This is a genomic window from Xenorhabdus siamensis, from assembly GCF_037996745.1.
In the GTDB taxonomy this organism is placed as follows: domain Bacteria; phylum Pseudomonadota; class Gammaproteobacteria; order Enterobacterales; family Enterobacteriaceae; genus Xenorhabdus; species Xenorhabdus indica.
In genome coordinates this window covers 112,490-127,157 of sequence record NZ_JBBMXE010000001.1, presented here as the reverse complement: position 1 = coordinate 127,157, position 14,668 = coordinate 112,490, and the positions used below count along the sequence as shown (strand labels likewise).

At 40.0% G+C, this 14,668-nt stretch carries 15 protein-coding genes; 8 read left to right on the top strand and 7 right to left on the bottom strand.

What is annotated here, in order from left to right:
* The first annotated feature begins 284 nt into the window (after positions 1-284).
* The 8 genes from betT to AAC852_RS00690 all read left to right on the top strand — a co-directional run bounded on the left by betT (position 285) and on the right by AAC852_RS00690 (position 6,873).
* The gene (gene betT, locus AAC852_RS00725; RefSeq protein WP_340619372.1) at positions 285-2,279 is read left to right on the top strand and encodes a choline BCCT transporter BetT; all 1,995 of its coding nucleotides are present in this window, start codon (positions 285-287) and stop codon (positions 2,277-2,279) included.
* A 254-nt stretch (positions 2,280-2,533) separates the two neighbouring features.
* A complete protein-coding gene (locus AAC852_RS00720) occupies positions 2,534-2,977 on the top strand; it encodes a PTS sugar transporter subunit IIA (RefSeq protein WP_340619371.1) in 444 nt (147 codons plus the stop codon).
* Positions 2,978-3,006: 29 nt separating this feature from the next.
* On the top strand, positions 3,007-3,294 hold the full coding sequence (locus AAC852_RS00715) for a PTS sugar transporter subunit IIB (protein WP_340619370.1): 288 nt from the start codon (positions 3,007-3,009) through the stop codon (positions 3,292-3,294).
* A gap of 12 nt (positions 3,295-3,306) precedes the next feature.
* A complete protein-coding gene (locus AAC852_RS00710; protein ID WP_340619369.1) occupies positions 3,307-4,563 on the top strand; it encodes a PTS ascorbate transporter subunit IIC in 1,257 nt (418 codons plus the stop codon).
* Positions 4,564-4,671: 108 nt separating this feature from the next.
* Positions 4,672-4,749, top strand: coding sequence for a hypothetical protein (locus AAC852_RS00705; RefSeq protein WP_340619401.1), 78 nt, complete (start codon positions 4,672-4,674; stop codon positions 4,747-4,749).
* 68 nt (positions 4,750-4,817) lie between these two features.
* On the top strand, positions 4,818-5,270 hold the full coding sequence (locus tag AAC852_RS00700) for a hypothetical protein (RefSeq protein WP_340619368.1): 453 nt from the start codon (positions 4,818-4,820) through the stop codon (positions 5,268-5,270).
* 93 nt (positions 5,271-5,363) lie between these two features.
* Positions 5,364-5,639 (top strand): helix-turn-helix domain-containing protein, encoded by a 276-nt coding sequence (locus tag AAC852_RS00695; protein WP_340619367.1) that lies wholly within the window; start codon positions 5,364-5,366, stop codon positions 5,637-5,639.
* Complete coding sequence (locus AAC852_RS00690; protein ID WP_340619366.1) at positions 5,632-6,873, top strand: type II toxin-antitoxin system HipA family toxin; 1,242 nt, start codon at positions 5,632-5,634, stop codon at positions 6,871-6,873. The genes AAC852_RS00695 and AAC852_RS00690 overlap by 8 nt, the downstream gene beginning before the upstream one ends.
* A 152-nt stretch (positions 6,874-7,025) precedes the next feature.
* On the opposite strand, the gene AAC852_RS00685 is transcribed toward AAC852_RS00690, so the two are convergent.
* From AAC852_RS00685 to pgaB, 7 genes are all read right to left on the bottom strand, one after another.
* Positions 7,026-8,033 (bottom strand): EAL domain-containing protein, encoded by a 1,008-nt coding sequence (locus AAC852_RS00685; RefSeq protein WP_340619365.1) that lies wholly within the window; start codon positions 8,031-8,033, stop codon positions 7,026-7,028.
* Between the two features lie 328 nt (positions 8,034-8,361).
* Positions 8,362-8,847: an outer membrane lipoprotein YfiB gene (gene yfiB / locus AAC852_RS00680; protein WP_340619364.1), complete on the bottom strand. Its 486-nt coding sequence runs from the start codon at positions 8,845-8,847 to the stop codon at positions 8,362-8,364.
* Positions 8,844-10,106: a diguanylate cyclase DgcN/YfiN gene (dgcN, locus tag AAC852_RS00675; protein ID WP_340619363.1), complete on the bottom strand. Its 1,263-nt coding sequence runs from the start codon at positions 10,104-10,106 to the stop codon at positions 8,844-8,846. Before dgcN ends, yfiB begins: the two co-directional genes overlap by 4 nt.
* Before the next feature lie 4 nt (positions 10,107-10,110).
* Positions 10,111-10,575, bottom strand: a complete 465-nt coding sequence (gene yfiR, locus AAC852_RS00670) for a regulatory sequestration protein YfiR (RefSeq protein ID WP_340619362.1) — start codon at positions 10,573-10,575, stop codon at positions 10,111-10,113.
* Positions 10,576-10,878: 303 nt separating this feature from the next.
* The gene (pgaD, locus tag AAC852_RS00665) at positions 10,879-11,310 is read right to left on the bottom strand and encodes a poly-beta-1,6-N-acetyl-D-glucosamine biosynthesis protein PgaD (protein ID WP_340619361.1); all 432 of its coding nucleotides are present in this window, start codon (positions 11,308-11,310) and stop codon (positions 10,879-10,881) included.
* Entirely contained in the window at positions 11,310-12,635 is a 1,326-nt protein-coding gene (pgaC, locus tag AAC852_RS00660; RefSeq protein ID WP_340619360.1) for a poly-beta-1,6-N-acetyl-D-glucosamine synthase, read from the bottom strand. Before pgaC ends, pgaD begins: the two co-directional genes overlap by 1 nt.
* A complete protein-coding gene (gene pgaB, locus AAC852_RS00655; RefSeq protein WP_340619359.1) occupies positions 12,628-14,664 on the bottom strand; it encodes a poly-beta-1,6-N-acetyl-D-glucosamine N-deacetylase PgaB in 2,037 nt (678 codons plus the stop codon). The genes pgaC and pgaB overlap by 8 nt, the downstream gene beginning before the upstream one ends.
* Positions 14,665-14,668 lie beyond the last annotated feature (4 nt).

Here is a 14,668-nt window from a genome sequence, read left to right as displayed (position 1 = left end):
AAATCACACGGAAAAATGAGGTTAATGTTTTTTATTGTTAATTTATTAACCATTAATGTTATTTATTTGTTAATAATGGTGATTGTCTACCTCGCTGTAAGTACAGTTGCTCTGATTTTTATGTTAAGGTGACCATGAACGTAGATTGAATGAATTATGGGCGCAAAAGATCTACAGAATGGGTAACCTTTAATTGGGTTATATTTATTTCATTGAAATTTCGACAAAATATTTTTTGGATTGATATAGGAGATAGTGTCGGACACTAATTTTGAAGGATGAGTATGAGTCAAGATAATACTGGACAGGTAAAGACGAAAACTTACATTAACCCACCAGTCTTTTTCTTCTCGGCATTTTTGATCATTGCATTGGTCGCATTTGCTGGTTTGAAACCGGAGCTTGCCGATAGGTGGTTTAAATCTTTGCAGCAAGACTTGTTTGTTAATGCTAGTTGGTTTTATATCCTTGCCGTTGCGTTGATTTTACTTTCAGTTACCTATTTGGGTTTATCCAGATACGGCAATATAAAGCTTGGCCCTGACCATGCAGAACCTGATTTCAGTTATTTTTCCTGGTTTGCCATGCTTTTTTCTGCCGGGATGGGGATTGGATTGATGTTCTTTGGTGTGGCTGAGCCTGTCATGCACTATCTGTCACCCCCCGTGGGCACACCTGAAAGTATTGCTGCGGCTAAACAGGCTATGAAGTTAACTTTCTTTCATTGGGGGCTTCACGCCTGGGCAATCTATGCCATTGTGGCTTTGATTCTGGCATTTTTTAGCTATCGGCATGGTTTGCCTTTAACACTGCGCTCTGCGCTGTATCCGATTATTGGTGATAAAATTTATGGGCCGATTGGTCATGCTGTCGATATCTTTGCGGTTATTGGTACAGTATTTGGCGTAGCCACGTCTTTGGGTTATGGCATTCTCCAAGTGAATGCTGGTCTTAATCATCTATTTGATTTACCTATCAATGGGACGGTACAGGTTGTATTGATCATTACAATCACCGCTCTGGCAACCATTTCGGTTATTTCTGGTTTAGAGAAAGGTATCCGTGTTCTATCTGAGTTGAATTTAGGGCTGGCATTTTTATTGTTGATTCTGGTTGTTACTTTGGGGCCAACGGTGCTGTTGTTAAAGTCCTTCGTGGAAAATACGGGCGGCTACCTTTCGGAAATTGTCAGCAAAACATTTAACCTGTATGCCTATGAACCTAAGTCCAGTAATTGGTTAGGAGGATGGACATTACTGTATTGGGGATGGTGGTTATCCTGGTCTCCGTTCGTTGGGATGTTTATCGCCAGAGTTTCACGAGGCCGGACAATCAGGGAATTTGTCACTGGAGTTTTGTTTGTACCCAGTGGTTTTACTCTGATGTGGATGACGGCATTTGGTAATAGTGCGATTGATATGATTGCCAATCAGGGAGCCAAAGAATTAGCTAATATCGTACAGTCAGATGTTTCCCTGGCACTGTTCAATTTTCTGGAGCATTTTCCACTGCCTACCGTTTTATCGTTCATTGCAATGATCATGGTCGTGATGTTCTTTATCACTTCTGCTGATTCTGGTGCCATGGTGGTTGATACATTGGCTTCTGGTGGAGTTCATCATACACCTATCTGGCAGCGGATTTTCTGGGCAGGTTTGATGGGAGCAGTTGCCATTGCTTTATTGATTGCAGGGGGCTTATCTGCTTTGCAAACAGTAACGATCGCCAGTGCGCTTCCTTTCTCGATAATTTTGTTGATATCGATATATGGTTTGCTTAAGGCATTACGAATTGACGCTTATAAGAAAGACAGTCAGCAGATGACCACAATAGCGCCTCCGGCCAGCCGTAATCCAATACCATGGCAGCGAAGATTAAGAAATATCGTTTATTACCCTAAGCGCTCACAGGTAAAACGTTTTATGAGCGAAGTCATCCAGCAAGCAATGAGTATGGTGGCTGGAGAATTGGCAAAGCAGAATAAAATCGTTGTCATCAATGATGAGATGGACGACAGAATTCATCTGGAAGTGGATTTTGGCGAAAATCTTAACTTTGTCTATGAAGTTCGTCTGCGAGGTTATATTCAACCAGCGTTTGCTATTGTAGGTCTGGAAGATGATGAGAGAAGTGAGGAACAAAAATATTATCGTGCTGAAGTTTACCTTAAAGAGGGGGGACAGGATTACGATCTGATGGGATGGACTCAGGAACAGATCATCCACGATATTTTGGATCAATACGAAAAGCACATTCACTTTTTGCATTTGGTTCGTTAACCAATATGTCCTGTTAACAGAAAATTCCAATCCCTGGGCTTACAATCCGGGGATTTTTTATGCATATAATTTTATATAAATATCTATCTCTTCATTTCGGTCTGTAATGTGACTTACTCCGTATTATTGTGCTTTTTCTCTTTTTCCATCGGTATGTTTGATTTGCAGTGACTATGCTTGTATTCAGTGACGTACTTTTGAAAGCATTTTTAGAAGTACTGTTGGCGGAAAACACGTTAAATCAGGAGCATTCAATGTTAAAAACACTACTGAATCGTGATGTTATTCAATGGATTCCTGGTGTTAAAGATTGGCAAGAGGCCATTGAATTAGCTTGTCAGCCGCTTATCGATAACGCAGCGATTCAGCCGAGTTATGTCGATGCCATTTATCGTGCTCATGAAGAGTTTGGCCCTTACTACGTGATTGGCTCAGGTATTGCGATCCCCCATGCGAGACCGGAGCAGGGAGTTAATCGTCTTGCTCTGAGTCTGACGTTTATAAAACAGGGTGTCATGTTTGGGTCTGTAGAAAATGATCCGGTCAAGTTACTGTTCGTATTTGCCACAACAAGCAGCGATAGCCATATCGAAGTGATCGCTGAACTTGCAGGATTATTTGATGACCAGCCAAAAATTAATCGATTAATGCAGGCTAAAAACCAAGACGAGATTTTTTCTATTGTTCAAGGTTATTAACCAATATTTTTATTTAACAGGAAAATAAAATGAAAATTACAGTTGTTTGTGGTCATGGTTTAGGGACCAGCCTGATAATGGAGATAAGTATTAAAAATATTTTGCAGGAATTAGGCGTTGAAGCCAGTGTTGAACATACAGATTTAGGTTCAGCAAAAGCGGCCAAGAGCGATATTTTCATGGCGACAAAAGATATTGCAGAACAACTGATTAAACAGCAGATGGCTGGGAAAATCATTGTATTGGAAAATATGTTAGATAAATCTGCCATGAAAATGCGTTTATCTGCGGTATTACAAGAACTCGGTAAATTGTAATTGGAGAAGAATATGGATTTCTTCCGCTTTTTGATGAACGACGTACTGGCAGAGCCTGCGATTTTAGTCGGGCTGATTTCATTAATTGGTTTAGTAATGCAGAAACAGCCTGTGACGGAGTGCATCAAAGGAACAGTAAAAACTATACTCGGATTCGTCATTTTAGGTGCAGGAGCGGGCCTGATAGTGACTTCATTAGGTGGATTTGCCACTATCTTTCAAGATACCTTTGGTATTCAGGGAGTTGTACCAAATAATGAAGCTATCGTATCGATAGCGCAGAAGAGTTTTGGTAAAGAGATGGCGATGATTATGTTCTTCGCTATGGTGATTAACATTCTAATTGCCCGTTTCACGCCATGGAAATTTATATTCTTGACCGGACATCACACTTTATTTATGTCGATGATGGTGGCGGTTATTCTTTCTGTAGCAGGAATAAAGAGCACAATGCTGGTTGTGATCGGCTCAATTGTTGTTGGTATTTCAATGGTATTTTTTCCAGCGATTGCTCATCCTTATATGAAAAAAGTGACAGGCTCTGATGATGTGGCACTTGGTCATTTCTCAACACTTTCTTACGTTTTGGCGGGATTTATTGGCAGCAAATTGGGTAATAAAGCACATTCTACGGAAGAGATGAATGTACCCAAAAGTTTATTATTTCTGCGCGATACTTCTGTCGCCATCGCTTTAACTATGGCGATTATTTTTATTATCACCTGTTTATTTGCTGATCAGGAATTAGTCCGGCAAGTCAGCGGTGGAAAAAACAGAGTAATGTATTCACTGATGCAATCAATCACATTTGCAGCGGGTGTTTATATCATTTTGCAAGGCGTCAGAATGGTGATTGCTGAGATCGTGCCTGCATTTAAGGGTATTTCCGACAAATTAGTACCGAATGCCAAGCCTGCACTGGATTGTCCGGTGGTTTTTCCCTATGCACCAAATGCCGTTCTGATTGGCTTCTTGAGCAGTTTTATTGCCGGTGTTGCTGGCATGTTTATTCTCTACTTATTGAACATGACAGTGATTATTCCCGGTGTTGTCCCTCATTTCTTTGTTGGTGCAACCGCAGGTGTTTTCGGCAATGCAATGGGAGGAAGACGAGGGGCGATCCTTGGGGCATTTGCTCAAGGATTATTGATTACATTTTTGCCTGTATTCCTGTTACCTGTTCTGGGAAGTATCGGTATTGCTAATACCACATTCAGTGATGCGGATTTTGGCGTAGTAGGGATTTTATTAGGGATAATTGTTCGTTAATTTTCTAACTTTGAATCAAAAATACCCATGTTCATGCTGCTAAAATAGAGTTTTAGACTCACTTGGTGAATATTTATTTGTGATATTTGTAATTGGGAAGATGATCCTGTGAAATCCACAAATCCTGATCTTACCGGAGGTGCTAATTCCATGAGTTTAAATGAAGCCAAAAATGCCTTTAAATAAGGTGGAAGAGCAGAATAATTTTATGTATTGTTAAATGATATTAAACAATATGAAATAAAGGCTGGAGAATGGAGAACTATAAAAAATATACTATGGATAAAGCCGATCGAATGTTACAACCTGCCATTGGCGGCGAGTTAATATTATTAAGTTATATAGGATTTTCGCAAGAAGGTAGATTTGAACTCTTGGAAAAGATAGATGATTGGGAAAATCGGGGTGATGCTGAAATACTAGAACATACTCACTTCAAAAAATATCTTGCAAATAATGTATTTATAATAACTGATAACTCTTATATAAAAGACGAAGTTTATTTCATGGATATCAATCACGTTGAGCCATTTGTTAATAATTATTTAAATCAAAATTCAGAATGTTTTTTTAATGGTGATACTTTTTTTATCTCGCCTTCAACGAAATCTTTAATTGAATTTCAACATGATGGATATATATTTTCACATAGATTACCAATTGTGATAAATGAGCATGGAAAGAGGGTCATAGCAAGAAAGGTGTGATACAAATCCAGATTGGATTAATGTGTGACTATTATGACAATTTAGTATAGTATTTTCCATATAATTGCTATTATAGTGACACAAGAGGTTGCCATGCTTTCATTCTACACAGCTTATGATGTGCAGCATGAATTAAAAGACTTTATCAAGCGACAGCGTAAACAACAAAAAATCACCGTTGAAAGTTTGTCCAAACGTTCTGGTGTGCCATATAGCACCATCAGGAAATTTGAGCGTACAGGTAACATTTCCCTGCGACAGTTTTTAATGTTAATGGAAGCGATTGGTGAATTGTTCCCACTCCATGAATTAACTAAAGAGCGTGAACAAGAACCAACGACCATTGCCGAGGTGCTTAAAAATGCTTAAGACACCACTTAATGTCAAAAGAAAACTTTCTGATGGAAATCAGATAATTGTAGGTCAGTTGGCAGAAAACAGGAATGGTGTTTATTTCCAATATGCTGATTCATATCTCGCAGCTCATCCTAAATCACTCTCTCCTTTCTTATTGAAATCAGATAATTCACTACAGAAGGCACCAAAAGAGCCTCATTATGGCTTACATGGTGTTTTCGGCGATAGTTTGCCGGATGGATGGGGGCTTTATTTAATGGATCGGGTATTTCGCGAAAATGGTTTTAACCCGCGAATGATAACGGCCTTAGAACGGCTTGCTTATATCGGTGAACATTGTTCTGGTGCCCTCTATTATGAACCAGAAATGTCCTTTGCCAATACTGATGAAAGAGACCTCGATCTTATTACTCTCGGCCAAGAAGCCGTTAAGGAATTTGAAGGAACAAATTCTGATTTTATTGAGTATTTAATGAATGCCAGTGGCTCCGGTGGTGCGCGTCCTAAGCTTAATCTGACAAAATATAGTGATGGTCGGTTTACAACTCGCACTGATGCTGTTGGTGAAAAACTGATTGTTAAATTGACATCAGATAAATTTTTCCTGAAGCACTCTGAAAGCCTTATTGAATATGTTTATATGAAAATAGCGGCGAATGCAGGTATTGAAGTACCTGACTTTAAGTTACTCGATGCAGGAAAAGGGCGATTCTGGCTACAACAAACTCGGTTTGATTGTACCGATAAAGGGCGCTATCACATGATTTCTGCCTGTGGATTATTGGATGCCCCATTTAGGGAGCCATCTTTAGATTATGTTGATTTGGTTAAAGCAACACGGCATTTTTGTGGTGTAGAAGAAGCACAGAAACTGGTAAAACGTGCGTTATTTAACTATCTAACAGTTAATCAGGATGATCATGCCAAAAATTTTGCTTATCTGGCTGATGATTCAGATAACTGGCGGATTTCTCCATTCTATGATGTGGTATATACCCCATCACCTTATAATGAGCATATGACATCTTTTAATGGTAATGGAAAAATTATCACACCTAAGGCATTGGAACTGCTAGCTGCACAGGCCGGGTTTACCAGTAAGAATCCGTTAATTGATATGTTAGCAGAGATTTATCATGCCACTCGCCAATTTAAGTTTTTTGCCAATGAGTTGGGGATAGATCAATCATTGGTAACAATGATTGATCTACATATGCAACAGAAATGGATGGCATTAAAATTGTAATACCAAATACCATAGTAGCAATATGGCCTGATATATATCATTAATTGCTACTATGGTAATAATTCTTAAGGGAGTATTGGAATGAGTGCTTTAATCTGAATACAGATATCTTTTCAAGTTATTTTCTATAGACTTAAGAATAGTTGTATTATTTACTTCAACCATTTATTAACAAATTCCTCCAGCGACACGGGACGATCAAAATAATACCCCTGCAAATAGTTTATGGAATGGTCTCTTAGTTGATCCACCTGTTTTTGGTTTTCAATGCCTTCTGCCACAATTTCTAAATTCAGTCGCAATGCTAAGTCAATGATATTTTCAACAATATGTTTCGAAATCATATCCGTATTCATTTTGCTGATGAAGTTATGACCTATCTTCACCATATTAACATTCAATTTTTGTAAATATGTGTGGTTTGAATAACCTGTGCCGAAATCATCTAAAGCGATTAATACACCTAATTCATCTAATTTATTAAATAGTTTAATCGAGTACTCATCCGGCTCCAGTAATTCTCTTTCTGTAATTTCTAATATCAACCGGACAGAATTCTCAGGGAATGCTCGTAGAAAATCACGACAATCATCTAATAAGCTGGCTTCTTTATAATGTTTTGCACTGATATTGAAACTAAAATGAAAGTTTTTAGGTAGCTGATGGGTAAGCGGAACAAAGAAATTCCGTACTTGCGTGATTAAATTACGTGTTAGAGGAACAATCAAATCTGATTTCTCAATTTGTGCGATAAAATCTTTTGGTGTCAATAGCCCCTGTATTGGATGTTGCCAGCGTACAAGGATCTCACATCCAATGATGGTGTTACTTTTGCTACAAATAATAGGCTGTATATAAGGGATAATTTGTTTATTTTTAATGGATTTCTTTAATTGATATGTTGGGATAGTGATATTTTTAGTGTATTGATATAAAAAGATGGCGGATAAGAGCATGAGTATTGCCAATGAAGGCAAAACCCCTTCCAGTTCCATATCAGGCTTGATATTATTCTGATAATTGGAAAATATTTTCCATAATATATTACCAACACTTAAGGTGATGACGATGAATAATACCACAAATACCCGATATAACATTCGGTATGATTTAAAATTCAGCCCCATCATTTCTCCTTTTTGATAAAGCCCATTATCCAACAGTAGACCTACCGTCTAATTTTGTAAAATTCTGTGAGCTTGTTGTTTATGAAAAATGGCTTTCTGTTTGAAAAAACAGCGTCGGCTATCTTACAGGAAGATATTGAATACAGGAAATATATATAGTTGTATAGCGAGGATCGGCTAATAAATTGCTAAATTGCGTAATTGATGGATTATTATTGCCATCCTTGGCGAAATAATTAAATTATTTTATTGATTAATGCCAATCTTTTATCAGATTATTCCTTACCTTATTTATATTCGTCATCTTCCAAGTCGCCGCTTTGTTGGCTGCATCCTGCAATCCATAAGGTATATAAGTTATTTACTGAGCTGTAATCACAATCGCTACACGGCGGTTTTCTGCCCGGCTTTTTGAGCTGCGGTTATCTGTAATAGGCTGGCTTGGCCCTAAACCACGGGTTTTCAGGTTGGATCTTTGCATTCCTCCACGAGTCAGAGCATCCGCAACAGTGTTAGCCCGCTTTAGTGAGAGCTGATTGTTATAGCTCAATTCACCATAATTGTCTGTATGACCATCCAGACGTGCGTGATGAATGCCGACTTTAGATAAAGCCGCGGCCAGTTCTATCAGCTTTGCTTCACCTTCAGGACGTAAATGATATTGATTATTACCGAAGAGCACTTTTTCTGACATGCCAAACAGCCATCCTTCATCGGTTTGATGAAATCCTTGCTGTTTAAGGATTGTGATCTGTTTTGCCGTTAGGTTTCCTTTATTCTGGCAGGCATTCAGGAGAAGAGGGGTAATAATTGCAATCACAAATATAAAAACACGGTTTTTTATCATGATGAATTCCTGGATAAGTAGTTTATTTTTGTTGTATCAGCGGAGTACCAGCCACCACCTCGTTGTTTGATGTGATACATGGCAGCATCTGCTTCAGAGAGTAGTTGTTCTGCTGTCAAATCCCCATTTGACAGAGCGATACCAATACTGAGAGTGATACGCAGGTGTTGACCACTGGGGAGCTGAATTGGAGTGTCCATGGCGTGGATAATATTTTTTGCGATTCTTTCTGCATCTTCCAAATTGGCTGAAGGTAATAAAATAGCGAACTCATCGCCACCAAGACGGGCGACAGTATCGGTTTTTCGGACTTTCATTTTTAAGGTATCAGCGATTGTGATCAGGACGTGATCACCGGCTGCATGGCCATAGACGTCATTGACATATTTCAATCGGTTGCCATCAATAAATAAGATCACTGCGCTTTCACGCATGAATTTATCATTCATCACAGTCGATAATACGCGTTCAAAAGTGGCTCTATTGGGTAATCCTGTAAGAGAATCATGTTGAGCCTGCCATGCCAATGCTGCTTTTTCAGTTTGTAAATGGTGTTGCCACTCTTCCAATTCTTCAAGCAGATGGTTAAAAACCTGACTTAATTCATGAAGTTCTGCAATTTTTGCGGAAGGAACACGTTGTGAAAAAGCACGTCGTTGCCGGACATCATGGGCAACACCAGCAATGTTTTGTAATGTCCTGACAATACCATCGTGCATACGCAGGGAAAGATAGAGTGAAAGTATGGCGCTAATCAGTAAACAAGCAAAGAGTACCAATAAGGCTTGATAGATAAATTTGATGATGTGTTCACTATTGCCGATTAACCAAACCGACCCCACCTGTTGTTGATGGTGATATATGGGAAAAGTGATTAGCTCAGGAAAAATCCAATATTCAACCAGTTTCTTGAAATTACTGGTTCGGGTTGTTTTATTGGCTTGCCAGCTCGCCAAAATTTGATTTTTGGCATCGAAAATTTTCGCTTCTGTAAAATTATTATGAACCGCAATCATTTCCAATATTTCGTTCGCGGCTGTCTTATCATTAAATACAACCGCAGCCTGAACGGTATGGGCTATTGTTGATGAGGTCTGCTTTAAGTTATTTTCAGCATATTTCTGCATGGCAACTAGCGCCAGTAATGAAAGAAGTAGGCCGACAACGGATAATGTAACAAAAGTAATGATCAAATGGATACGATGAACAGCTTGACGTAAGGTCGGGCGTGATGGAATTAGCGAATAACGTTTTTTCATACAGTTATTCCGCCTTGCGAGCCAATTGCAGGACATTTGGATCTACGCGTACACCACTGCGTGTCAAAATATCGAGATTAAGGTTAAAAGTCGTTTGTGTACTGTCAATATTAAGACAAAATGCACTACCGATTTCACAATGTTGATTCTGTTCAGAAATTGTGAGAAGTGGTTTGTCATTTTTTTGACTAATCACTTGATGTTGAAGTATAGGGTCAATTTGACCGTAATAAACAATATCACATTGCTCTAATAATTTTTCTGCGTTGAAGTTCAGAATTTCTACTTGTAATTTTGTATCGCCAGTGGGCATATTGATGTTGGCTAAGACATCAATGTAATTAGATGGTGCTACCAGACACAAATGTAGCGTTGAACGTGTGACTGGCCAGTGTGTATAACTGATAATACCAGAAACGACACGTGCAACGTTTTCATTGAGTTTTATTTTTTCTTTAGCATCAGGCATGGCTGTTACTATTGAATTACATATCACAATGGTTAAGCAAAAAATCGTTAGTACCCGTAGAAATACTTTGGAAACGTAACGTCTAACAATACAATGAGTCCATTCAGTCAAGCACATAACAAGTTCCAGTATTTGCCTTTCATTTAATCCAGAGAACAAAATTATTGATGGAATATATCCTCAATTAGAACCTATCTCATCATGGTGTTTTTGCAAGTGTTATTAATTATCAGACACTAGTCGCATTGGTTGAGATAGGTTGCAAAATGTTTAAGCGATAGGAAGTTTTAATTTCCTTGCTCATTATTTGCTAGCTAATTGATTTGATTTTTCAGTTATTCCTATTATATGTCCATGGTTATTATAAGTGATACTGGAAACTTTGCCTTGATTTAGCCTGTTCATTAATTGCTGTTCTAAAGAAAAACTCTTTGCCAATTCTTCATTACTTAATGCAGGTCGATGGCGGCGACGTTCTATACGGAAGCGGATTTGATTGTATTTCGCCCACCCGATCAACAGGAGTGAATTAAATATGGCGATAATAATATAAAGTACAATTGAGCTTACTTCTGAGGTAAATACAGACATAACAGGTTTAGGGCCATGATGGGGCGAATTAAATAGCCCCACAATGAATAAATAGGCAAATCCAGCCCACGCTATAATGGTGAGTATAATATCAATAAGACAAGGTAATAATCTTTGTTCTGTAAATATCAATGGATCTTTCATTATTCTATTCTCTCTATTCCACGATCAGGGCTTTCCCAACGGGCACGTTTTTGGCGTACTTTAAGCATGACTTTGGGGAAAGATACAAGTGTAGTGAACAGATTTAGCATCCAGTACACCACAGGATACCAAATCACCCAGAAAAGTGATGATGCAACGTGTTTCTCATAACGTCGTTCAATGACCAGACTGACAATAAATTGGATCAGGCAAGTTACAGCTAATACCAACCCTGTATACCCAGGCGGGAAAAGTGTATAGACGCGGATATTTTCGGGTAATGTGATAAACATGCCGAGGAAAAACAAAATAATTGAGAGGGCAAAGGTAAATGACCAGATTACGGAACAGCAGAATTCCGTAAATAATACCCACATGCGGCGATATTCCCATGACCAGAGTTTACGCAGGTTTTTGAGGAATACTTCAGCCCCACCCTGTGCCCAGCGTAGCCTCTGTTTCCATAACCCCCGGAGAGTTTCGGGCATTAGGATCCAACAGACAGCGCGAGGTTCGAAGAAGATAGACCAGTGGTGTAATTGTAGCTTCCAGCTAACGTCAATATCTTCGGTAATCATATCATTGCTCCAATAGCCGACATCAGCAAGGGCGCGGCGATTAAAGGCGGCAACAACGCCAGAAACGGTAAATACCTGACCATAAACCCGTTGGGTACGCTTGATTAAGCCAATGATAGAAGAAAACTCACCTACTTGAATTCGGCCAATCAAGGTGGAGCGGGTACGGACACGAGGGTTGCCTGTGACCGCACCAACACGAGGGTGATCGATCATGGGTTTTACCATCCATACTGCTGCGTCGCGATCTAGCAGAGCATCGCCGTCAATACAGACCAGATAATCACTGTTGGCAGCGGCAGCTCCTGCTTGAAGCGCTGTAGCTTTTCCCTGATTTTGTTCTAAGTGTATTACTTTCAAGGCGCTATGCTGTTTGGCCATCTCATTGAGTTCATGGGCAGTACTGTCGGTTGAACCATCATTGATTGCGATCACTTCAATATGGGGATAACGCTGGTTTAATGCTGCCTGTAATGTTTCGCGTACATTTGGCCCTTCGTTATAGCAAGGGATCAAAATAGATATCAGGGGTTCCCCCTCTAAGTGGGGAGGGACATCGTTTTTTTTCCAGTGTCTTTCACGGTAGAACCAGAAATAAATCCCTCCTGAGATCCAGATAGCAGACATGAATAATGGCCAGAAAAACACAAAGTGCAGCATAACCTGACCTGTAAAGGTTATGGCGATACCGACCGGAATGCTCAATACAATGCAGAGCACAATAAAAGCAAGAATACGATCAATCATTAAGTGGATACCATTCTGGAGAAAGAACAGGACGGATTTTGTTCATTTCTGGTTGATTATTAAGAAAGTCATCAGGGTAGTAACCAAAATTTTGTGCGCCATTCAGTTGTAATTGACGCATCCATTCAGCCATTTGTTCGCCTGATATCGCTCTTTTATTTAATGGTTTTCGCCAGTCAACAGCCTGAAGCTCAAAAACTGTTTTATCCAGTGCTTCCGGGCGTTGAGCAACAGTTTTCACTAAACGGGATAGCCACTGATTGCTTTCTGATAGCGGTATTTTTTCCATTAATGGCATTGCCATTGGTGCAACCCAATCATAATGGGCAAGAAAATCATCCAGATTTTGAGCAAACCACTCTTCACTCTCTGGCTCCAGAATAGGCAGGGCGAAAATATTACGTGCTGTTTTTACCTGATAACCACGGACTGATTTAACAGTTTGAGTCAATTCTTGCGTGAACTCAGTCAGATATCGGCTCTTGAAACGGCTCCAACGGGCAAACTGTTCCGGATCCTGACGAATTTCGGCAACAGATGCCGGAAAACCAGCCTGTTGATAAACGTTAATTGCGTCAGGACTGGCATCTTCAAAGTCTGACATGACAGCATCATCGTGATACAACACACCCTGAAATATGGAATGAGCAGCTAAGTCCTGGTAAATCTCTTTAATCCTCCGGCGGTTTTCCGCGTTATAAGGAGATAAACGACGATATTGTGTTTTACTCACAGATAACTCACTGTTCTCTTCGTTATAGCTTGTTACGCGAGGTAGTGAAGGTTCTAATTCAAATGCCAGAACTGGCATCCACGCATAAACATCAATATTCAACCGGCTGTGTAATTGCCAGGAAACCCGGTTAAATAAATCTGCCCGCATCGGTAGCCAGCGGTTAGGGAAATAAAGCTCATAGATATTGCCATCGCCTTTAGGATCGGCAAATGCTTGCAGAAAGACAGCATTAACACGGAGATCAGCAACACGTTGTACTAGCTGATCGAGATTGCGCGCTTGTTGAATAGGGTCAGGATCATACACATAATCCAGATCAATATGGGCAATGCGTAAGATGCGTTTATTTTGAACCTGAATCACTTGCTCAGCGAACTCTTTTAACGTTGGGTTATTAGTGAGCAATATGCGTGGAATGTTATTTAAGTTTTCTGCCTTGGCCAGTCCATTGCCGAGTGTCAGTGCCATTTTATAACCATGACGTTTGGCAATATCCAGAGTAACGCCGCTATCAATGCCGTAAGGCCAAACCCAGACGCGTGGTTTTTTGCCTGTGGCAGAAACGATTCGCTGTGTGATTGTGGCGACATCCTGTTCCATGCGTTGACGGAATTTCTGATCGCTTTCATATTTACCTGTTTTGGGATCATAGATTCGGATAGCGGCGGCTGGCTCGGTATTACCTTGTGGGTTACCAATAGCACCATAGTGGTGTTGATAGGTATGAGAAGCAATCTCCACCAAACCAGAACGGGACATCTCCGCAATTTGTTCCCAGGTCGTAAAGCGTTCCCGTGATACCTTCAAGCCACCAAAATTTACTGGCTTTCCTGCGGGAACATCAACCCAAATGCCGACTGGTGCCAGAATTGCAGGCCAGTTATAGGCTTTCAGCAAGGGAAAAACTCGGTGATAAAAACTGCTGTAGCCATCATCAAAAGTGAGCAGCACCGCTTTTGGGGGTAATGGGGTTCCTCCCTGATTGGCAACGAGGATCTGATCAACGGTAATAGGTTGATAGCCATTTGCGCGTAGCCAGGCAAATTGTTCGTTTAGCGCACTGGTACGAACTGACATAAATCGTTGATCAGCTCCGTCATCTTCAACATCATGGTAAGCCAGTACGACGAAACCATTATGAGGCCAGGGGCGCTCATTCATGGACAAAGGGCGCTCCGCTGGTGGAACGAACTCTGGTTTTTCAGCATAGGCCATTATACTGAGTTGTGGAATAAACAGGCTAACCAGTAAAGCTGAAATCATTAACCAATAGCGAATTACGTTGAAAGTCATAAAA